The sequence below is a fragment of the Streptomyces sp. DSM 42067 genome, from assembly GCF_055792885.1.
In genome coordinates, this window is the sequence record NZ_CM147706.1 from 1,099,620 (window position 1) to 1,120,833 (window position 21,214).

The window sequence follows — 21,214 nt, forward strand, 5'->3', positions numbered from 1 at the left end:
AGCGCCGGTCGCTTCATTCCTCCTCGGCGACTCGGTGGGCTCTGCTGCTTCAACGGTCCTGGGACAGGGCCAGAAGCTCCGCGAACAGGCCGCCGGCGTGGACCAGGTCGTCGTACCGCCCCTGCTCGGTAACGCGGCCCTGCTGCATCACAACGATCCGGTCGGCGATCTTCGTGTTCTCCAGGCGATGCGTCACCACGATCGTGATGCGGTCCGCCGAGATGGCTTTGATCTCCTCGAAGATGTCGTGCTCACCGCGCGGGTCCATCTGCGAGGTCGGCTCGTCCAGGATCAGCAGCGGAGGCCGCCGGTACAGGGCACGCGAGCAGGCAAGGCGCTGCCACTGCCCGCCGGACAACTCCGTGCCGCCGAACCACTCCCGCGCCAGCAGCGTGTCCAGGCCGTCCGGCAGCTCCTCGACGGCCTGCCGCATGCCGACCGCGTCGACCGCCTCCCACACGGGTCCGTCGTCGTAGGTGCGGGGCTGCCCCAGCGTCACGTTCTCGCGAACCCGCAGCGGCCACTGCGCGAACAGCTGCGGCACCAGCCCGGTGCACGCCCACACGCTCGCCGGGTCGACGGCCGCGAGGTCGGCGCCGTTCCACGTCACCCTGCCCTTGTCCGCCAGGTAGATGCCGGTGAGCAGGCGGGTCAGCGTCGACTTGCCCGAGCCGTTCTCCCCGACGATGGCGAGGATCTCGCCCCGGCGCAGCCTCAGGGAGACACCATCGACAGCCGGCTTGTCCTTGCCCGGGTACTGGTACGCCACCTCGTCAAGACGAATCTCCTCGATCGGCGCGGCCACCCTCACCTCACCGCGCTTGGGCGCCTTCTGTCCGGCGTCGTCGAGGAACCTCTGCATGTCGGTCAGGTACAGGCTGGTGTGGAAGACGGCGGCCCCGTTGATGACGACCTGGCCCAGTGCACTCAGTGTGGTCTGCACGGCGACGACCGCGGTGGCGGCGATCGCCACGTCGAGCCGGCCGGTCGCGGCCAGCCATGCGAGCGCCGCCCAGACGACGATGAGGAAGAACCCACCCACCAGCGAGGCGACCAAGGTGATGACCAGCATCCGCGGTGCCGCCCTCAGCGTGCGCCGGTCGATGCGTTCGGACAGCGACCGGTACCAGAACAGCAGATAGCCGGTCATGCCGTTCGCGCGCACCTCGTCGGCGAACTTCGCGTTGGTCGCCCACCAGCGCATCATGTGCCGGATGTTGCGGTCCCCGACGTTGCCGTAGTGGACCTCGTAGTCCACGCGGGCCGACAGCACAGCCCCGACGCCGGCGGGCAGCACCGCCAGGATCAGCAGCGGCAGCATCAGCGGTTGAAGGACCGACAGCACGCCGCTGGCCGCGACCATCCGGACGAGGGCGGACATGAAGCGCTGCGCGTCGCTGACCATCACGTGGGTACGCACCACGCCCATCTCCGCCGCTTCCTGACGGTCCGCGAACCCGTCCGCCGCGTACGCCGAGGCCTCCACCCGGCAGACGGCTTCCACCAGCGCCGAATCCGCCTGAGTCGTCAGCGGAGGAGTGATCCGCCCGTCCGCGTACGAGGACAGCGCACCCGCGATCCGCACCAGAGCGGCCGCACCGCCCACCACCAGCAGCGCGGGCAGCGCCTCGTGGAGCCGGTCGGAGACCACGCCGCCGCCGAGGATCGACTGCATCGCCCGTGCCGTGGCCGCCAGCAGTACGGCAGAGGCCACTCCGGTGACCAACTGGCATCCCACGAGCAGCATGACCGCGCTACGGTCGATGGCCCACGCCATCCCGGCGATGCGGCGCAGCACGGACGGCAACCTCGAACAGAGGCGCCTGAACGACGCCTCGCCCAGCGGGTTGGTGGAGTACTGGCCGCTGTAGGTGAACTCCGCAGGCGGCGGGGGTGGGGGCGATCCGGCGCTCTCATCGATGGCATCTACGGACGACAACTGGGCTCCTCCGACAGGTCGTTCGCGAACGGGTTGGATGACGCCCCGGTCAACGACGGGCCCGCCGATATCGAACACACGTATTTGAGACGGACCAGAATCCGTGCGTCCTCACGGCACACGCACCGTGTGCGATACATCCACCCGCACAGCACGAGGCCTCACCGGCACCCACGGATGGCCGAAACGCCGCGCGCGGATACGCATGTGGCAGATGGGATCGAAGCCATCTCGAACGAAGTCGACCTCCACTCCGTCGGTACTCATGAGACCGGACACATCTTCGAGCTGAAGGTCCTGGCAAGGGCGATGTTCTCGGCTTCCGCAGGATCAACCGAGCCGGAGCTGAGGCTCCGGGAAGAGGGGTAACGATGTCAGCTGTACTCCCGGTCGGCCGGAGCGGGCACGTGTGGGCGCTGCTGGCGGCGGCCACCGTCGCGATGTCCGCCTCCTGCGCGTCGCCGAGTGGTGGCGGCGGATCCGCGTCGTCCTGTGCGTTCCTGGTCGAGTACGAGAACCGTACGTACTCGGGCATGGCCAACGTCGACTTCACAGTCGGGGACAAGCTCGGCTCCGCCACCCTTCCGCCGTGCGACGACACACCGAACGACGATGACGACGGCAGGACGGCGCCTGCTTCGACGACTGCCTACGCGGTCGAGGGACTGGACCCCAGCATCGCCATCGCGGTGGGGGAGATATCCAATGATGTCCTCCTCGTCGCCGTCGACTCCGGCAAGGAGCTTCCTCCTGAGGTCAAGAGGCTGATCGACGGCTCGTGACACCGAATGCGGGCGCCACGGCCGAGGTGGCGCTGATACCCCCGCTCTGGGCCCGGTGCAGGCATGGCCGCCATGCCCGGCACGCGGCCGCTGCTCGGCTGGGAGCGTGAGACATCTATGTCTCACGTGGGATAGCATTGTCTCATGCCTGTAGATCGCGAACTCGTGCTGCGCAGCGCCGCGGCCCTGCTGACCCGCAAGGCGACCGCCACCATGGACGAGGTCGCCAAAACGGCCGGCATCAGCCGCGCCACGCTGCACCGCCTCTTCGCCGGGCGCGACGCCCTCGTACGAGCGCTCGAAGGGCTCGGTATCGAGGAGTGCGAGGCGGCGCTCGACGCCGCGCGACTCGATGACGGCACCGCGCAGGAGGCGCTGCGAAGACTGGTGAAGGAGATCGAACCGGCGGCCGGCCTCCTCTCCTTCCTCGTCACGGAGAACCAGCTCTTCGAGGGCGACGAGCAGAACGAGGGCTGGGCCCGGCTCGACGCCCGTATCGCCGCACTGTTCCGGCGCGGCCAGGAGAGCGGCGAGTTCCGTATCGACCTGACGCCCGCCTGGCTCACCGACGCGCTCTACGGGCTGATCAGCTCGGGCGCCTGGGCCGTCATGGACGGCCGCGTGGCCGCCAAGGACTTCCCATTCATGATCGTCGAGCTCCTGCTCGGCGGCACACTACGGAGAGTGGAACCATGACCGGCACCAAGCAGCGGACGGCCGTGACGGAGGTGGTGGAGCCGCGCCCCGGACGCTGGCTCGCCCTCTCCGTCCTCGTCCTCGCAGTGCTGCTGGTGGCCGTCGACGCGACCGTCCTCGGTCTCGCGACCCCCTACATCAGCGAGGACCTGAACCCCTCGGGCACCCAGCTGCTCTGGATAGGGGACGTCTATTCGTTCGTCATCGCCGGACTGCTGGTCTCCATGGGCAGCCTCGGCGATCGCATCGGACGCAAGAAGCTGCTGCTCGTCGGCGCCACGGCGTTCGGCTTGATATCCGTCTTCAACGCCTATGCCACGACACCGGAATCGATGATCCTGGCGCGGGCGCTGCTCGGCGTCGCGGGTGCGACCCTGATGCCCTCCACCCTCGCCCTCATCCGCAATCTCTTCCACGACCGGCGCGAGCGCAGCATCGCCATCGGCATCTGGGGTGCCGCCGCCTCGGCGGGTGCGGCGGTCGGCCCGATCGTCGGAGGCTTCCTGCTCGAGCACTTCTGGTGGGGCTCGGTCTTCCTGATCAACCTTCCCGTGATGGCGGTCCTCGTCGTCGTCGGCATCAAGCTGCTGCCCGAGTCGCGGAATCCGGATCCCGGCCCGTGGGACCTGATCAGTGTCGGGCTCTCGCTCGTCGGCATGATCGGCATCGTGTACGCGGTGAAGGAGGCCGCGTCGCACGGGCCGACCGGGGAAGCCCTGGCCGCAGGGCTGCTGGGCGCCGCCGCGCTCTACGGCTTCATACGACGTCAGCTCTCCATGACCAGGCCGCTGCTGGACATGCGGCTGTTCCGCGACCGCGGGTTCTCCGCGGCCGTCGTCGCGGATCTCCTGACCGTCCTGGGCATGTCCGGTCTGGTCTTCTTCCTCTCGCAGTACCTGCAACTCGTGCAGGGCAGGCGGCCGCTCGAGGCAGGGCTCGCCGAACTGCCCGCCGCCATCGGCGCGGTGGCGGCCGGTCTGGTCGCGGGCGCCGCCGCACGCCGGTACTCGGTCCGTGCCGTGGTCTCCGGAGGCCTCGCCGCGGTCGGCCTGGCACTCGCCGCGCTCACCGTGCTGAGCCAGTCCACCGGCTATCCGCTGCTCGGGGCGGCGCTGCTGGTCGTCGGCGTGGGCGCGGGCCTCTCGTTCACCGTGACCGCCGACGTGATCCTCGCCAGCGTGCCCAAGGAGCAGGCGGGCGCGGCCTCCGCGGTCTCCGAGACGGCGTACGAACTCGGCGCCGCCCTCGGCATCGCGCTGCTCGGCTCGGTGGTCACCGGTGTCTACCGGAACTTCACGGGACCGGCTGGCACCCCGGCCGAGGCCCGCGAGTCCCTGGGCGGCGCCGTCGAGTCGGCGGCCGGGCTGCCCGCGGACACCGGGGACGCCCTGCTCGCCGCGGCCCGCGAAGCCTTCGTCGACGGGCTCACGCTCGCGGCGGGCGCCGGCGCGGCGGTGCTCCTCGCCACGGCGGTGGCGGCCTGGTTCCTGCTGCGGGGCCAGAAACTGGAGGCGTAGGCGTACGAGCTGAAGACGGTAGGCGTACGAGGGAGGAGGCGCCCGGCCGGCACTACTGCCGGAGCGGAGCAGGAGGTGGCACGGGAGCTGCACTTGGCGCTACCCACGGTCAAGACGCACGTGTCACGCATCCTGACCCGCCTGGATCTCGACAACCGAGTCCGGATCGCACTCGTAGGAATTCCGCCATGCCGAAAGGGTGGATCTGGAAGCTGGTCCACGACGCGACCACCTCGGAGGACGCCTGAGGCAGGCCCAGGCGTCCACTTCCTGCCCGCGCCGCGACCGATAAGGCCGTCGTCACTGCCCGGGGTGGGACAGGTGGGCCTTGGCGTCGTCATAGGTGGCGTCGCCGGTCGACTCGGCTGGGGCATAGACCAGGTTCAGCACCCCGGTTGTCACCTTCTCGGCCGTGAACGACCGAGCTTGTCTGCCCGGTTGTTCGCACCTCGTCGCGCTCCCGACTGCCCTCTACGACAGGACGGTTACGGGTCGCATCTCCCCACTGTTCCGGGCCTGTTCAGGCCAGGGCGGGGACGGGCATGGTGACGAATGCCCACGCCGAGCGTGCACGGTCGCGCACGTTGACCCCGGCGACGACATCGGCGGGCCCAGCGAGGCCGCACCGACGACAGGAAAAGTGGTCCCGATCGGGCCGGTTGGTCTTCTCGGTATGGCCGCAGCGCGGGCAGCGCTGCGAGGTGTAGGCCGCATCCACCTCCAAGAACGCCACCCCAGCCTGTCTCGCTTTGTAGGCGAGGTGCTGCCCGAGCTGGTGGAAGGGCCAGGAGGAGAGGGTGCCCCGCTGGTCGCGTCGAAGCCGTACCCGCTCCCGGATGCCGTCGAGTACCTCGACGGCTACTCCGCGACCGGTGCGTTGCGCAACGGACACAATCTCCTTGCTGATGCGGTGATTTACGTCGGTGGCATGGCGCTGTTCCTTCTTGGTGCGGCGGGCCAGGCGGCGGGTGGCCGAGCGGCTCTGCTTCTTCTGCAACTCCGCGCGCTTGCGGGCACACCAGTTGCGGTAGCGGGCCAGACCCCGGCCCTGGTAGTTCGTGCCGTCAGAGGTGGTGGCGAGATTGACGATGCCGCGGTCCACACCGATCCAGTCGACCGACTCGGAAACCTCCGGTTCGGGAATCTCGCAGGTGGCGCTAAGGAACCACTTCCCGCCCCGCTGCACGAGATCGGATTCGCCCCTGCGGTACTCGGCCAGCACCTTCAACTGATCGGCGGCGCCGGTGTAGCGGACGCCACGCATCCGGCCATCCACCGTCCAGATCGACACGGTGCGGGCATCGGTCTGCCAGGACAGGCACCGGTCGTCGAACGGCTGCACCGCCTCCGGCCGGAAGGAGACCGGACTGCCCATCGCCTTGCTGTAGCGCTTGGCGGTGGTCTTACCCCAAAGCCCGGCCTTGGCCTGCGCGGCCAGCGTGCTGTAGGCATCCACGACCTTTTTGACCACCCGCACCGCGGGCTGCGCCGACAGCCCGAACGTGGCTTTCACGTCCGTGTACAGGAGTTTCTGCAGCCCGTTACGGTCCTTCACGCCCCGCTCGAAGGCGATCGTCGACACATAGGTGGCGGCCCGGTTGCAGGCGCGCAGGGTCGCCTCCAGCGCCGCCGCCTGCTCGGGCGACGGTAGCAGCTTGATCTGCACCACCAGCTTCACAACACCGACCGTAGGCATCCCCGCTCACACGCGTGCACGGTTCTCGCGCACCCGTACGCGAACCAGTGACAGCCTGGACGGGTGTTCGCATTGGCCCGGCTTCGCCGGGCTGGCAGTGGCGGGCGCTCTCCGCGCCCCGGCTGGTGCGGGATGCGGCGACGCTCCGCGTCGCCAGGACGGGAGACGATTCCTCCCCGGCGCGAACGCCGGGGCCTCCTCGCCAGAAACAGGTGAACTCTGCGTGCTTGTCAGACTCCGGGAGCCGGAGGAACTCATCGGCGGCGTCCAGAAGGCGCGGCGTAACCGGCGGGGCTTCTGTTACACGGTGTGCCGGACATGGACGGCGTGTGGCGCAGGCTCCACGGCGAGCCTGGATGAGCTGAGTACGGGTACTCACGACACTGCCGCGGTTCCACGCCGACCATGGAGGCAACAACGACCCGGGGGAAGAACCGATGAAATCTCGCCTGATACCCAATCTCGTACGCCTGATGTTCGCCAACCCCGCCTCGGCGGTGTATCTCGGTCTGGTCGGCATCTCCGTCGTGATCGCCGCGACCGAACCGCTGTGGTCCGACCACGGGGGCGAGTCGTTGATCTGGGTGTGGCCGGCGTTCTTCACCAGCCCCACCTTCTTCTTCGTCGTACCGGTCGCCGAGGCGGTGTGGGGCCTTGATCTGCCTGCATGGTCCCTCATCGGCGGGATCATCGTCTCCGCCCTGATCCAGTCCCTGGTCCTCGGACTGCTACTGGAGGCCCTGCGCGGGTGGCGCCGGCGGCACGCCCATCCGTACGGCGGCTGAACCGCTCCGGCCCCATCGCCGGACGGAGTGGTCGATCGGCAGCAACTGCCATCAGGAATGACATCAACAGGTCGGCGGATGACGTCAACAGGTCCGCGGCCGACGCAGGCTGGACGGGCGCCGCTCCCGGCGCGGCGAGGCCGTCCCGGTAAAAGCGGTTGCCCGCAGGACGGACTGCTGACGATCATCGCCAATGGATGGCTGGTGATCTTTCTTCTGCGGGGTCTGCGGTGACGATGGTGACGAGGGCTGACGGCTTCGATCCGGCTTGTCTGGAGGAGGCCGTTTCAAGTGTGGCGGAACGAAAGGGGTTCTCCGGCACGGTCCGTGTCACGTGGCACGGGGAGCCGGTGTTCACCCGCGCGTTCGGGATGGCGTCACGGCGATGGTCCGTACCGAACACGTGCGGAACGCGCTTCCGTGTGGCGTCGGTGTCCAAGGCGTTCACGGCGGTGGCCGTCCTGCAGCTCGTCGAGCGGGAGCAGGTCCGCCTGGACGACGCTCTGGTGGGCTTCGTGAATGACCACATGCCCCAGCTCGATCCGCGTGTCACGGTCCGCCACGCCCTGACGATGACGTCGGGCATCGGCGACTGGTTCGAGGAGGCCGGCGACGACTGGGAGGCCGAATGGGCCGCATTGACCTCCTCCCACCCCCTGTACCTGCTGCGGAGCAACAAGGACTACCTGCCGCTGTTCGCCGGCAAACAGCCCCACTTCCCTCCCGGGGGGCGTCATCTCTACAACGGTGCCGGCTACATCCTGCTGGGCCTGCTCATCGAATCGGTGACCGGCCGCGCTTTTGAGGAGGTCATCGCCGAAGACGTCTTCGCCCGTGCCGGTATGAGAGGGGCGGGATTCCCGGCCCTGGACGACCTGGGCCCGGACATCGCCGAGGGATACCTCACCACCGCCGAGGGCCCCACCCCGTACCGGACCAACCACTACGCGACCACCCCCGGCGCCGCCGCCGACGGTGGGGCTACCTGTACCGCCGCCGATCTGACGGCCTTCGCCCGCGCACTGCGCCACGGGCGGCTGCTGAACGAGGAGACCACGCGCCTGGCGCTGACGCCGCAGGTCGACGAGCGTGAGGAGAAGGTCCGCGGCTACCGGTGGATGTACGGCTTCGGCCTCACCCACATCCTCGACGACGAAGGAACCATCGTCCGCTGGGGCCACACGGGCGAGGAGGACGGGGTCAGTGCCCGCCTCTACCACTACCCGCAGCAGGACCTGGACGTCGCCGTGCTCGGCAACATCAGCTGGTGTGCCGGCGACATGGGATGGGCCGTCCACGACGCCCTCGTCTGAGACAGCCGTGTGCCGCGACGGCGCTCGGGCAACTGCCTCACCCCGCTTCCTGGAAGGTCCGTGCCGTGCTCGGTCCTGGCGACCGCCCGAGCAGACGGCCGAGACGGTGAGTTCGCCGTCCCAACCAGTTCGCGCATCCCTCTTGACACGCTCGCCACACATTGGGAGCTTTTATCGATACAAACGCGCGGGGGCGGCGGCTGCCGTGGTGGCGGTTATGGAGGCGACGAAGTCGCCCACTGCCGCCTCATCTGCCGGTGGCCCACGTCCGTACCAACCGCACCCGTCGCCGCTCAAGCACCCACCCAAGCCACGCTGGAGTACCGCCGTGCCCAACGCCACCGCGATCATCAATCTCGACATCGACGGTCCGAAGATCAGTCGCCACCTGTACGGGCACTTCGCCGAGCATCTGGGCCGATGCATCTACGGCGGTTTCTGGGTCGGAGATGACTCGCCGATACCCAACGAGGGCGGCATCCGCCTGGACGTCGTACAGGCCCTGCGCGCCCTGAACATCCCCAACCTGCGCTGGCCCGGCGGCTGTTTCGCCGACGAGTACCACTGGATGGACGGCATCGGCCCCAGGGACCAGCGTCCCACGATGGTCAACACCCACTGGGGCAACGTGGAGGAGAACAACCACTTCGGCACCCACGAGTTCATGGCGCTGTGCGAACTGCTCGGCGCCGAGCCGTACATCAGCGGCAACGTGGGCAGCGGTACCGTCCGGGAGATGAGCGAGTGGGTCGAGTACCTGACCCGTGACGGCGACAGCCCCATGGTGCGGCTGCGCAAGGCCAACGGCCGCGAGGAGCCCTGGCGCGTGAAGTTCTGGGGCATCGGCAACGAGACGTGGGGCTGCGGCGGCAACATGCGCGCCGAGTACTCCGCCGATCTGGCCCGCCAGTACGCCACGTACTGCCGCGACCACGGCGACAACAAGCTATACCGCATCGCCTCGGGCGCGTCCGACGCGGACTACAAGTGGACCGAGACGCTGATGCAGCAGATCAACTGCTTCGGCTGCGAGGCCACCCCGCGCACCTTCTTCCAGGGCATCTCGGTCCACTACTACACGCTGGCCGGCCCGTGGGAGGCGAAGGGCAGCGCCACCGGTTTCGACACGGACGACTACTACCGGACGATGGTCTCCGCCCGGAAGATCGACCGCATCCTCACCGGCCACTCGACGGTCATGGACTGCTACGACCCCGGCCGGAAGGTGGGTCTGGTCCTGGACGAGTGGGGCACCTGGTGGGACGTCGAGCCGGGCACCAACCCGGGCTTCCTGTACCAGCAGAACACCCTGCGCGACGCGCTCGTGGCCAGCACGCACTTCGACATCTTCCACAAGCACGCCGAGCGCCTGTACATGGCCAACATCGCCCAGACCGTCAACGTCCTGCAGGCGATGGTCCTCACCGACGGCGACGCATTGGTCCTGACCCCGACCTACCACGTGTTCGAGATGAACAAGGGCCACCAGGACGCCGCCTCGCTCGCCGTCCACCTGCGCACCGACAACGCCCGCCGCGCGGTGGGGGACGCAGAGCTGGACACCCTGTCCGCCTCGGCCAGCGTCAAGGACGGAACGGTTCTGATCTCGCTGTCCAACCTAGACGCCGAGGAGCCCGCCGAGGTGACGCTCGACCTGCGCGGCGGCTCCCTCGGCGAGGCGACCGCCCGCATCTTGACGGCCGACCGGCTCCAGGCCCACAACACCGTCGACACGCCGGGAGCAGTCAGCCCGCGCACCTTCGACGGCCTGAAGGTCACCGACCAGGGCCTGTCACTGACGCTGCCACCCCACTCGTTCCTCACCGTCCAGGCCCCGCTGGCCTGACCGGCCGTCGCCGTCCGGCTCCCGGCGTAGGACGGGCCGTCCACGGCGTCCGCCGGCGGACCGTCCTCGCCGCGCCTCCAGGAGCCACCAGCCGGTTCGGGCCCGCCCCGGCCGCCCCCGTCAAGGACCGGCTGTCCGGGCCGGTCCGCGACATCCCGCCGTACGCCTTCACCGTTCTCCGCGTCCACCCGTCCCGTACAGGAAACGATCAACCATGACCCGACCCGCACGTCCGCTCCCCGAACGCCACCTGCGTCCGCCGATGGGCTGGAACAGCTGGGACTGCTACGGCACCACCGTCACCGAGGATGAGGTCCTCGCCAACGCGACGTTCATGCGGGACCGCATGCTCGCGCACGGCTGGGACACCGTGGTCGTGGACATCCAGTGGTACGAGCCAACGGCCCGCGCCCACGGCTACAACCCGGACGCCCCGGTGCTCCTCGACGACCACGGCCGCCAACTGCCGGCGCCGAACCGGTTCCCCTCGGCGGCGGACGGTGCGGGATTCGGGCCGCTGGCCGACCAGGTGCACCAACTCGGGCTGCGTTTCGGCCTGCACATCATGCGCGGCATCCCGCGCCGCGCCGTCGCCGCCCGCCTCCCCGTGGCGGGCACCGACTGGACGGCCGACGAGATCGCCGACACCGGCTCGGTGTGCCCCTGGAACAGCGACAACTACGGCCTGAACCACGACCACCCGGGCGCCCAGGCGTACTACGACGCGCAGGTCGCCCAGTTCGCCCGGTGGGGCGTGGACTTCATCAAGGCCGACGACATGCTCTTCCCGTACCACGAGCGGGAGATCGCCGCCTACGCCCAAGCCATCGCCCGCAGCGGCCGGCCCATCGAGCTGAGCCTCTCCCCCGGCACCGACGTCTCCCTCACCCATCTCGACCACCTGCGGGACAACGCCACCATGTGGCGCGTCTGCGACGACCTCTGGGATCGGTGGGAAGACGTCGAAGCGCAGTTCGGCCGCATGGCCCGGTGGGCACCGTGGCAGAGCGAACGCGGCTGGGCGGACGCCGACATGCTGCCCCTGGGCCGTGTCGGTATCCGGGCCGAGAGGGGCGACGACCGCCTGTGCGCCCTCACCCGCCCCGAGCAGATCAGCCTGCTGACACTGTGGCTGATCTCGCGCTCCCCGCTGATGATGGGCGGCGACCTGCCCACCAGCCCGGCGGAGACGATCGAGCTGCTCACCAACGACGAGGCACTCGAGGTCCTGTGGCACAGCAGGGACAACCGCGAGGTCCTCCGCGAGCGGGACCTCGTCCTGTGGATCGCCGGCGACACCGACGGACGTACCCGCTACGCCGCCGTGTTCTCCCTGGCCGACACCCCCGCCCGCGTCACCGTCCCGCTCGGCTCCATCGGCGCCCGCCCCGACGACCGCATCCGGGAGCTGTGGACGCACACCGACACCCCGCACGACGGCCACCACCTGCGCGTCGACCTGCCCGCCCACGGCGCGGCCCTCTACCGGCTCACCCCCTGAGGTGTACGAGACCGGTGCCGCCGCCGGTGCCGTGCCGCAGCCGGCCGGCACCGGGGGCGGCACGACATACGTGGGCAGGGACGCGAGACATACCATGATGCCGGGTGAGTCCTGAGACCGCAGACCGCAGACCGGGGGGCGAACGTGGCAACGATCCAGGACGTGGCGAAGGCGGCCGGAGTCTCACCGATGACCGTCTCGAACGTCATCAACGATCACCCGAACGTGCGCCCGGCGACGCGCGAGAAGGTTCTCGAGGCGATGGCCCGGCTCGACTACCGCGTCAACGTGGCGGCCCGCAATCTGCGCACGGGCCGGACCGGTACCGTCGGGCTCGCGGTCCCCGAGGTGAACAGCCACTACTACGGCCGGCTGGCCACGGCCATCATCACCGCGGCCCAGCGGCACCACCTCCGCGTGAGCATCGAGCAGACCGGCGCTTCACGGGAGAACGAACTCGACGCGCTGTCGCTGTCGCGCAACCGGCTCTACGACGGGCTCATCCTCAGCACCGTCGGCATGGGCCCGGCCGACGCCGAGCTGCTCAAGGTGGACTACCCGGTGGTCATCCTGGGCGAGCGGATCTTCGGTGGTCCCGTGGACCACGTCGCCATGCCCAACGTCGAAGCGTCGCAGGCGGCCACCCGCCATCTGATCGAGCGGGGCTGCCGACGTATCGCGATCCTGTGCGGGATGCTGGGCGAGGAGACCGACGTGTCCAGCCTCCGCCTCATCGGCTACCGGCAGGCGCTGCAGAGCGCCGGCCTGCCCGAGGACCCCGGCCTCGTACAGAGCGTGGAGACGCTCACCATGCACGCGGGTGCGCGACGTGCCCGGGAGATGGTGGAGAGCGGGCTCGACTTCGACGGCGTCTTCTGCGTGACCGACACGGCGGCCATGGGCGCGCTGCGCGGCCTGGCCGATGCGGGGGTAAAGGTGCCGGAGCAGGTCAAGGTGATCGGCTTCGACAACGTCCAGGAGAGCGAGTTCCTCATCCCGTCGCTGTCCACCATCGACCCGGACCACGACATGATGGCGCAGCGGGCGGTCGACCTGCTGGCCAGGCGGATCCAGCAGACCGAGCCCGGGGCAGACCGCGAGGAGTTCGTCAGCCACTTCTCCGTGGTGGTCCGGGAGTCCACGGGCGGCTGACCGTACGCGCGCCACGCTGACAGGGGTCCAAGGGGCCTTGACATCGTTCAGGCGACAGACGCGCTCCCCGCCGCGGCATCACAAGAACATGTGGCTGACCTCCGGCGGGCCAGAACCCCGGCCGCCAGCGAGGCCGGGGTTCATCATGCCCCTGTGCCGCCGCAGCCTCCGGTCAGCAGAGAGATCCGACGTCGATGACTTCGAGCACGTTGCCACGGGCCATGTACTCGACCCAGCACTGCTCACTGAACGCTGCTGCCCTCACCCCCGCTCCCGGGGCCGGCGCCTGGGCCACGGCGACAAGGATCATGATGATCTCCTTGCGCGCGTCGGCAGGGACGTCCCACAGCACGTCGGCGGCGCGTCTGATCATTTCCACTCGCATTGCACACCCCTTGGCAGGAGCAGCGTCGTACGGCGGAGAGCCCAGGATCCCGGATGGACCTGCGGGCCACGGGCCCCTACGACAAGGGTCGCTCGCACCCTCAGGACATGTACAGAGACACAGCCAGGCGATCGGCGCACGCCCGCTCGGGCCTGACCCGATGATCAGGTGTCGGTGACATCGATCCAATTGGATCAGGGCATCGTGGGTGAATGGGTGCTCTTCTCGCACTGGCATCAGCAGCCTGCTACGGGATCGTCGACTTTGCCGGCGGACTGCTGTCCCGTCGAGCTCACTTCGCCGTGGTCACCTTCCTCGGGCAGGTCGGCGGACTGCTCTTCACACTTGCGGCTGTGGCCCTGATGCCTGCCGAGGCTGTCCGATCCACAGACCTGATGTGGGGAGCGTTGTCCGGGCTCGGAAGCGGGAGCGCCATGCACTTCCTCAACCGCGGCCTGAGCCGCGGGGCCATGAGCATCGTGGTACCGGTGAGCGCCGTCACCGGGGTTGCGCTGTCCGTGCTGTGCGGCGTGCTCTTCATGGGTGACCAGCCCGCGCTGTCAGCCTGGCTGGGAATCTGCATCACCCTGCCCGCGCTGTGGCTCATCTCGAGTGGCGCAAGGCCAGGCCGCGGCGGGGGGCAGGCACGGGAGCGGCAGGCGTCGGTGGACGGCCTGATCGCCAGCCTGGGGGTGGCCCTGCAGTACATCGGTCTCGCTCAGGCGGACCCCGCCAGCGGCCTGTGGCCCGTGACCGCCGGTCGCCTCGCCGCTGTCCTCCTTCTGCTGCCGAGCGCCTGGCGGCATGTTCCCCGCTTCCAGCAACCCGCAAGGCTGCTGGGCGAAGCGGCCCTGGTCGGCGCGGGCGCGGCCTTTGCTCTCATCCTCTATCGCTGGGCTGCCCAGGAGCAGATGCTGGCCATCGCTGTGGTACTGGCGTCCCTGTACCCGGCGGTCCCGGTCATCCTCGGGCTTGCGGTACTCCGCGAGAAGGTGACCCGGACACAGATGACCGGCCTGGTGAGCGCGGCCGCCGCGATCGTTCTGCTGACCCTGGGATGAACAGTCGACCCCGTTGACGCTGCGGCGGCCCGGCCTCGGTGGCTGTCAGGTGCCCGCTGGCGTGGCCGTGGACGGTCAGCGGCCAGGTGAAGGGCATGGTGGCGGGGCTGCTGAAGGCGTAGCGGACGATCGAGGCCGTGGGTGCCGCGGCCTCGGCGAGGGCGGGCAGACCGGGACGGCCGATCGGGGCGAAGAACAGCTCGCCGCCCTTGCCGCCGGTCAGCCGCCTGACCTCCTAGAGTCACCTCCTCCTGCGTGGCGATGACGTGGGCCGCCCCCGCGGCCAGGAGTGCTTCCCGTTGGCGCCGGTACGGGTGACGGCGATGGGGACGGGGCCGGCGCGGGCTGCGATCTGGAGGGCAGCGGTTCCCACTCCGCCGGAGGGCGGCCGTGATCAGGACGTGGCCGCCGGGGGCGAGCCCGCCTGCCTCCAGCAGTCCGCCGTAGGCGATGGAGTGGGCCACCCAGGCGGCCGCACCGGTCACCGCGTCGGTCGCCTCCGGGCGCGCCACCACCGATGCCTGGACTCATGAAAGATGTGAGCTGACGGCCTCACGCCCGCCCAAGAGGACGGCACCCTCACCGTCGAGGTGGAGGAGAACACACCGTCGTCGCGCGGCTCTGTGCGCGTCAGCCGGCCTCGCGCCACAAGGAGAGGGCCAGGCCCAGACCCGCCAGGGCGATGGCGATTCGCAGCGGCTTCTCGGGGATCCGCCGCACGACGACCGGCCCGACCCGGCTCCCGACCAGGCATCCGAGGCTGAGCGCCGCCGCGGCTCCCCAGTCGACGGGCGCGAGGAAGGCGTAGGCGATCGCCGCGGTGACGTTGGCCGCTCCGGTCGCGATGTTCTTCACGGCATTGGTCACCCGCAGCGGCTCGTTCGCCGACAGCGACAGCACCGCCAGCATGAGGACGCCCGCCGCGGCGCCGAAGTAGCCGCCGTAGAGGCCGACCAGAAGCACCGCGCAGGTCAACGGCAGTCTCGCCCGCAGTCCGCTGCCCCGCTGCGGGCGGTTCTCGGCCAGTCGGCGGAGCGGTTCGCGGACCAGGATCAGCACCGACCCCAGGGCGATCAGCCAGGGCACGACGCGTTCGAAGGCCGAGGTCGGGGTACCGAGCAGCAGTGCCGCGCCGACCGTACCCCCCGCGGCCGCGAGGAGCGCGAGCCGCATCAGACGACGGCGTTGGCCGCGAAGCTCCTCCCGTGAACCGGCCGCGGTACCTACCGTGTTGGAGAACAGCGCCACGGTGTTGGTCACATTGGCGGCCACCGGGGGGAGGCCGGCAGCCAGCAGTGCGGGGTAGCTGAACAGCGAGGCCAGACCGGCGATCGACCCGGCCAGGCCGGATGCGACGCCCGCCGCGGCGAGCAGGAGTACGGAGTCGGCCCCCACGCGGCCTTCCTTTCTGACTTTCTGAGCGAGGAAGCCACATCTTCCTATGCCGCTGTCCCGTATGAAAAACCGTGTCTATATATGGAGACAGCAGAGGGGGCAAAGAAGAGCTAGTCGGACACATCCTGGTAGCGGCTCGTGTCGGACTCGTTCGTGCGCCGCAGATGGATGCCCGGCACGCTGAGGGTGACGTCCTGCGAGAGAGTGGGCATCGCTGAGGAGGTCCAGGAGCGGGGCCACGATGGATTGCTCGTAGTTGACCTCGTGGGCGGGCAGCCGCTTGCCCATTCGTACGAACTGCCTGGCGCCCTCGACCAGTTGGGCCTGTAGGGCTTGGGCGCGGTCGGTCTGCCCGGTGGCGTCCAGGCTGTCGCAGATGGCCAGCGTCGTCGGGGAGAGGCCGATGGACAGGTGCATGGCGCCGCCGAGTTCAAAGCTGCGCTCGATGATGCGAGCCGCCTGGTCGAGGTCGGCTTCGCGGCCGTGGGCACGGTGACGGTCGTGGAAGAACTGGGCCAGCCACGGGGTGTCGTACAGCCGGATGTGGTTGTCCTGGGAGCCGCGTCGCGGGGCGTTGCTCTCGTCGAGCAGATGGCGGCGGGCGAACTGGGACCAGCCGTCCAGCAGGGGGTCGATCTCGTCGGGGTCCGCGAGGCCGCGGGCGGCCGCGGCCTGGAGCAGCAGCGGCATCGCGATCCGCTCGGCTCTGTCCGTCCAGTCCTGCCAGCCGTTGGTCGACTGGGTCAGGCCGGTCCGGGTGTCCACCGGCACGAAGGCATGCGCGAGCAGACCGGGCCGCTCCCGGGCCCGCTGGTGCTGCGGCGGGCGCGTGCCAGCGGGCCCCGCCCCGGTCCGTGACCAGGTGCCCCGACCCCCACTGGTGCTCCACCGAGTGCCACACGGTGACATCAGTGTCGAGCAGGTACCGGCGGGCCTGATCCTGCTCATCCACGAACTGCACAGGGGCACCCGTGACCGGGTCGAGCGCCGCACAACCGGAGCCGAAGACGAGGGGCATCCGGAACTTGCACACCAGGTTGCAAGGGACTTGATCTTCTATGCGAAGTACGAGTGTTCGTTGTGGGGGGCGCTGTGGGGGTCGCTGTGGGAGTCGCTACGGAGGACCGCCGCGCCGTACGGTGGAAGGCGCAGTTGGCCGGTGGCGGCTGCCGGGGTGTCAGGGTTCAGGAGGTCGACGGGGTGGGACATGTCGGGGCCGAGGTCGACGGTCACCTCGTCCGTGGTGTGGTTGAGCAGGAAAAGGTGGTTGGTGCCGTCGGCGGCGCGGCGGCGGACGGCTTCGACGCCCCCGGGGGTGCCCATGACGGGCGTGACTTCGGCGTGGGTGACACAGTCCAGGACGAGGCGGCGCATGGTGTCCTGGTCGGGTGAGGTGCCGAGGTAGGTGGCGGTGCCGGTGCCGAAGCTGTGCCGGGTGGCGGCCGGCCGGCCCTTCAGTTCGCCGTCGGTGTAGGTGACCAGTGGCTCGGCACCGTCCAGTTCGATGACGTCCTGCCAGTCGACGGCGGTGCCGGTGTGTCCGGCGTGGTGCAGCGTGAGGGTGGCCCCCGGCTGGAGGGGGTTGAACTCGTCGATGTCGATGCCGAGCAGCTCACGGAAGGCGCCGGGGTGGCCGCCGGGCCGTATCCGGTCGTGCTCGTCGACGATGCCGGAGAAGTACGACATCAACAGGTGACCGCCGGCGTGCACATAACTGGTGATGTTGTCGGCGCCGGCGTCGTCCACCAGGTACAGGTTGGGCACGACAACCAGGCGGTAGGCGCTGAGATCGCTGTGCGGGTGGACGAAGTCGACGGGGACGTTGGCGCTCCACAGCGGCCGGTAGTGGTCGAGGACGCGGGTGGCGAAGTGCACGTCGCTGGAGGGGTGGTCGGGACCCTCCAGCGCCCACCAGTTCTCCCAGTCCCACACCACGGCCACCTCCGCCGGGTCGCAGGCCCCACCCGTCAACTCCGCCAGCCGCGTCACGTCCTCGCCCAGGGCGACCACCTCGCGCCAGGTACGGGTACGAGTGCCTCCGTGGGGCACCATGGCCGAGTGGAACCGCTCGGCACCTGCCCGGGAGGCGCGCCACTGGAAGAACATCACCGCATCCGAACCCCGGGCCACCGCCTGCAGCGCACGCACGCGCAACTGACCGGCTGGGCGGGCGGAATTGCGGCCCCCTGTGAGGTTGTTGCCGGTGGCCGACTCCAGCATCAGCCACGGCCTTCCACCGCGTAGCGAACGCATGAGGTCGAAGTTGTACGCGGCGAGCAACTGCCCCTCCGGGTCCCACGGCTTGGGGTAGATGTCGATGGAGACGACGTCTTCCTCTGCCGCCCAGCGCCAGTAGTCCAGGTTCTTGAAGGACCCCATGAAGTTGGTGGTGACCGGCAGGTCGGGAGTGTGGCGGCGGACGATGTCACGTTCGGCTGTGAAGCACTCCAGCGACGCGGCGTCGGAGAAGCGGGCGAAGTCCAGCAACTGGCCGGGGTTGGGGCCCGATATCAGCCGGCTCCGGGGAGCAGGGGTGGGGATGTGGTCGAAGGAGTCGTAGCGCTGGCCCCAGAAGGCGGTGCCCCACGCGTCGTTGAGGGAGTCGATGCTGCCGTAGCGGTCGGCAAGCCAGCGGCGGAAATGCGTGACGGAGACGGGACAGTGGCAGCCGAACCCGATGTACTCGTTGCCGATGTGCCACATCGCGAGTGCGGGATGACCGGCGTAGCGCTCGGCCAGCCGCTCGGTGATCCGTGCCGCGTAGTGCCGGTAGACCGGTGAGGACGGGCAGTAGTGGAGGCGGGCGCCGAAGGCGAACGTGCGGCCCTCGCCGTCCACGGGCAGCATCTCGGGATGCTCGTGGGCGAGCCAGGAGGGCGGCGCGGCGGTGGGTGTGGCCAGGTCGACGCTCACCTTTGCCTCGGCCAGGAGGTCCATGACCTCGTCCAGCCAGCCGAACTCGAAGACGCCGGGCCGGGGTTCCAGCAGGCCCCAGGAGAACACGCCCACGGTGACCAGATTGACCCCGGCCTCGCGCATCAGGCGGATGTCCTCGCGCCAGGTGTCGGCCGGCCACTGCTCGGGGTTGTAGTCACCGCCGTACGCCAGGCCCTGCAGTCGCTGCCGGAGGCCGGCCAGGCGTTCGTCGGCGGGATCGGGACGGGACACGGATACTCCTTCAGGTGATGATGAGGTCGTTTTTGGTGGCGGTGCCGACCTGGAAACTGAGACCGTCGACGGCTGTGTGGTCACCCAGCCGCTGTGGTCACCCAGCCGCTTGACCAGATCGCGCACCTCAAGACCAGGCATCCGAAAACCTCCGTCACACCGCCAACGATCGAGCTCTGGGGCGGCAAGGTACGCGACGCCCGGCCCGACCGGGAAGAGCTATGACAAATACGAAAATTTCGCTCGCTGTCCGGGTGGGCGGCGGTGCCCGTGCATGCGGATTGCCGGCGAGCCCGGCCGGGAGCGAAGGCACCGGTCATGCGCCGCACCCGGACCAGTCCGCGCTCGGCGTCCACGGCCGCCTCGGCGAACTGGTCGCCGAAGGTCATCATCGCGTACCCGGGGTCTCCGGCCGGCGGACTCCACGCACCGGACGCCTCGGCGTCCGGCTGGAAGTTGCGCCGCAACAGGCCGTGCAGGGTGCTGCGACGCTGGCTTTACCCGGAGGCGCAGGGGCGTATCGCCGCCTGCGACGGTATTGGCGCAGTTGTCGCTCCCTTGCTGCGCTCGTTGGTCGACGAGAGCGGGGACCGCCGCCGGACGTACGCCAGTTCGCCGACCGAGCCAAGGGCACGATCATCCGGGGGACATTTCCGGGCCCGCAGCGATGTGTCGTGCCCGTGACGCGTAGGCCTTCGCCGCTTCCGGGCGCCCTCCAAATGGCGGCACGAGTGAGATTTGCGTGCTTTCCAACTTGCTCTCTGACAAAGTGCACTACTGCTTGGTCATTTCGAGCGAAAAGGAAAGCAGTCATGGGGAAGCCGACGGGTCTCACTGCGCTGTATGCCGTGGGCGTATTGTCATACGTGACGTTTGTGTCCACGCTTCTTTCGGGGCCTGCCGTCTCTGTTCCGCGGGATTCAGAAAGGGAATCGGAGCAGAAATCAGCCAGGATCCCCTTCACGCAGCGCTATCACTCGGTACAGCACGGCGGGATTGTCCGGGCCGCCAACTCCGCCATCACCTGTCAGACCGCGTCTCATCCTGCGGCCGCCTCGTGCGCGAAGGTCCAGCGAGGCGCACAGGGGGGCGTCAACGGCGACTTCGACATGCTCTACACCGATGTCGACGACGACCCCAACACCTACAACTCGAGCCGCGCCGAGCTGGCCCTGCCGGCCCACTCTCGGGTCAGCTACGCCCGGCTGTACTGGGGCGGCAATCTGCGGGTCGGCGAGCAGAAGCCGCCCAGGGACAACGGGCGGGTGCTCTTCGCCGAGCCGGGCGGGGAGTACAAGGCGGTGCTGGCGGACACCCCTGTCGCCCACCGCACAGCCGATGGCAGCGATGCATTCCAGGCCTCTGCCGATGTCACTTCGCTGGTACGCCAGAGCGGGGCAGGCCAGTACACCGTGGCCCAGATCAATGTCGCCAAGGGGCAGTCGGCGGTCGGCGCCTGGGGCGGCTGGACGCTCGTCGTCGCCTATGAGAACGAGCAACAGCCGCTGCGGAACCTCGCCATCTGGGACGGATTCGAAACGCTCGGCGCGGCCCGCAGGACTCAGTCCCTGAAGCTGGCCGGTCTTGACATCCCCGCCGGGGCAACCGGTCGGGCCGGCGTCGTCTCGTACGACGGGGACCGCTCCATGAAGGGCGACGCGCTGAGGGTCACCGCAGGTCGGTTCGGATCGGTCAGCCTCAGAAACTCTGCAAATCCGGCGAACAATGTGATGAATTCGACCATCACAGATTTCGGTCGCTCTGCGTTCAAACGGCAGCCTCATTATGTGAATACCCTCGGATATGACTCCGACGTATTCGACCTGAAGCCTGCTCTCTCCCATGGCGGGGACAGCTTGAACTTCCACTTCTCCGCCGGAAGCGGCGAGTACTTTCTCGGCGCACTCTTCGTGCAGGCGGATTCGCGACGCTGAAACGTTTCTCCTCGCGCTCCTCGGTGCCCGATCGCCGGGCCAGG

16 protein-coding genes and 1 pseudogene are annotated in these 21,214 nt (G+C 69.1%); 11 read left to right on the forward strand and 6 right to left on the reverse strand.

The window, feature by feature from the left end; all coding sequences use genetic code 11:
• Positions 1 to 49 precede the first annotated feature (49 nt).
• A complete protein-coding gene (locus tag ACSMXV_RS05305) occupies positions 50 to 1,777 on the reverse strand; it encodes an ABC transporter ATP-binding protein (protein ID WP_473178834.1) in 1,728 nt (575 codons plus the stop codon).
• A 533-nt stretch (positions 1,778 to 2,310) separates the two neighbouring features.
• Here ACSMXV_RS05305 and ACSMXV_RS05310 point away from each other — a divergent pair.
• The 4 genes and pseudogenes from ACSMXV_RS05310 to ACSMXV_RS05325 all read left to right on the forward strand — a co-directional run.
• Complete coding sequence (locus ACSMXV_RS05310; protein ID WP_473176542.1) at positions 2,311 to 2,721, forward strand: DUF6281 family protein; 411 nt, start codon at positions 2,311 to 2,313, stop codon at positions 2,719 to 2,721.
• 144 nt (positions 2,722 to 2,865) lie between these two features.
• Complete coding sequence (locus ACSMXV_RS05315; protein ID WP_473176543.1) at positions 2,866 to 3,417, forward strand: TetR/AcrR family transcriptional regulator; 552 nt, start codon at positions 2,866 to 2,868, stop codon at positions 3,415 to 3,417.
• Positions 3,414 to 4,934, forward strand: coding sequence for an MFS transporter (locus ACSMXV_RS05320; protein ID WP_473176544.1), 1,521 nt, complete (start codon positions 3,414 to 3,416; stop codon positions 4,932 to 4,934). Before ACSMXV_RS05315 ends, ACSMXV_RS05320 begins: the two co-directional genes overlap by 4 nt.
• Positions 4,935 to 5,009: 75 nt before the next feature.
• Positions 5,010 to 5,060: pseudogene (locus ACSMXV_RS05325) on the forward strand (hypothetical protein); the annotation flags it as partial.
• Positions 5,061 to 5,454: 394 nt separating this feature from the next.
• On the opposite strand, the gene ACSMXV_RS05330 reads toward ACSMXV_RS05325, so the two are convergent.
• The gene (locus tag ACSMXV_RS05330) at positions 5,455 to 6,612 is read right to left on the reverse strand and encodes an RNA-guided endonuclease InsQ/TnpB family protein (RefSeq protein ID WP_473176545.1); all 1,158 of its coding nucleotides are present in this window, start codon (positions 6,610 to 6,612) and stop codon (positions 5,455 to 5,457) included.
• A 455-nt stretch (positions 6,613 to 7,067) separates the two neighbouring features.
• Between ACSMXV_RS05330 and ACSMXV_RS05335 the strand changes: the two genes are divergently transcribed.
• The 5 genes from ACSMXV_RS05335 (at position 7,068) to ACSMXV_RS05355 (ending at position 13,227) form a co-directional block, all read left to right on the forward strand.
• A complete protein-coding gene (locus ACSMXV_RS05335; protein ID WP_473176546.1) occupies positions 7,068 to 7,415 on the forward strand; it encodes an SCO4225 family membrane protein in 348 nt (115 codons plus the stop codon).
• A gap of 293 nt (positions 7,416 to 7,708) precedes the next feature.
• Positions 7,709 to 8,728 carry a serine hydrolase domain-containing protein gene (locus ACSMXV_RS05340; protein WP_473176547.1) on the forward strand — a complete coding sequence of 340 codons (1,020 nt, stop codon included), beginning with the start codon at positions 7,709 to 7,711 and terminating at the stop codon, positions 8,726 to 8,728.
• A 328-nt stretch (positions 8,729 to 9,056) separates the two neighbouring features.
• Positions 9,057 to 10,574: an alpha-N-arabinofuranosidase gene (locus ACSMXV_RS05345; RefSeq protein WP_473176548.1), complete on the forward strand. Its 1,518-nt coding sequence runs from the start codon at positions 9,057 to 9,059 to the stop codon at positions 10,572 to 10,574.
• 214 nt (positions 10,575 to 10,788) lie between these two features.
• Positions 10,789 to 12,075: a glycoside hydrolase family 27 protein gene (locus ACSMXV_RS05350; RefSeq protein WP_473176549.1), complete on the forward strand. Its 1,287-nt coding sequence runs from the start codon at positions 10,789 to 10,791 to the stop codon at positions 12,073 to 12,075.
• 144 nt (positions 12,076 to 12,219) lie between these two features.
• Positions 12,220 to 13,227 (forward strand): LacI family DNA-binding transcriptional regulator, encoded by a 1,008-nt coding sequence (locus ACSMXV_RS05355; RefSeq protein WP_473176550.1) that lies wholly within the window; start codon positions 12,220 to 12,222, stop codon positions 13,225 to 13,227.
• A gap of 172 nt (positions 13,228 to 13,399) precedes the next feature.
• On the opposite strand, the gene ACSMXV_RS05360 is transcribed toward ACSMXV_RS05355, so the two are convergent.
• Entirely contained in the window at positions 13,400 to 13,600 is a 201-nt protein-coding gene (locus tag ACSMXV_RS05360; protein WP_473176551.1) for a hypothetical protein, read from the reverse strand.
• Positions 13,601 to 13,824: 224 nt separating this feature from the next.
• Here ACSMXV_RS05360 and ACSMXV_RS05365 point away from each other — a divergent pair, with 224 nt between their 5' ends.
• On the forward strand, positions 13,825 to 14,673 hold the full coding sequence (locus ACSMXV_RS05365; protein WP_473176552.1) for an EamA family transporter: 849 nt from the start codon (positions 13,825 to 13,827) through the stop codon (positions 14,671 to 14,673).
• Positions 14,674 to 15,303: 630 nt separating this feature from the next.
• On the opposite strand, the gene ACSMXV_RS05370 is transcribed toward ACSMXV_RS05365, so the two are convergent.
• The 3 genes from ACSMXV_RS05370 to ACSMXV_RS05380 all read right to left on the reverse strand — a co-directional run bounded on the left by ACSMXV_RS05370 (position 15,304) and on the right by ACSMXV_RS05380 (position 19,236).
• Entirely contained in the window at positions 15,304 to 16,068 is a 765-nt protein-coding gene (locus ACSMXV_RS05370) for a sulfite exporter TauE/SafE family protein (RefSeq protein ID WP_473176553.1), read from the reverse strand.
• Positions 16,069 to 16,143: 75 nt separating this feature from the next.
• Positions 16,144 to 16,833 carry a hypothetical protein gene (locus tag ACSMXV_RS05375; protein ID WP_473176554.1) on the reverse strand — a complete coding sequence of 230 codons (690 nt, stop codon included), beginning with the start codon at positions 16,831 to 16,833 and terminating at the stop codon, positions 16,144 to 16,146.
• Positions 16,834 to 17,124: 291 nt separating this feature from the next.
• Positions 17,125 to 19,236 (reverse strand): beta-galactosidase, encoded by a 2,112-nt coding sequence (locus tag ACSMXV_RS05380; protein ID WP_473176555.1) that lies wholly within the window; start codon positions 19,234 to 19,236, stop codon positions 17,125 to 17,127.
• An 812-nt stretch (positions 19,237 to 20,048) separates the two neighbouring features.
• Here ACSMXV_RS05380 and ACSMXV_RS05385 point away from each other — a divergent pair.
• Entirely contained in the window at positions 20,049 to 21,170 is a 1,122-nt protein-coding gene (locus ACSMXV_RS05385; protein ID WP_473176556.1) for a DUF3344 domain-containing protein, read from the forward strand.
• Positions 21,171 to 21,214: the final 44 nt, after the last annotated feature.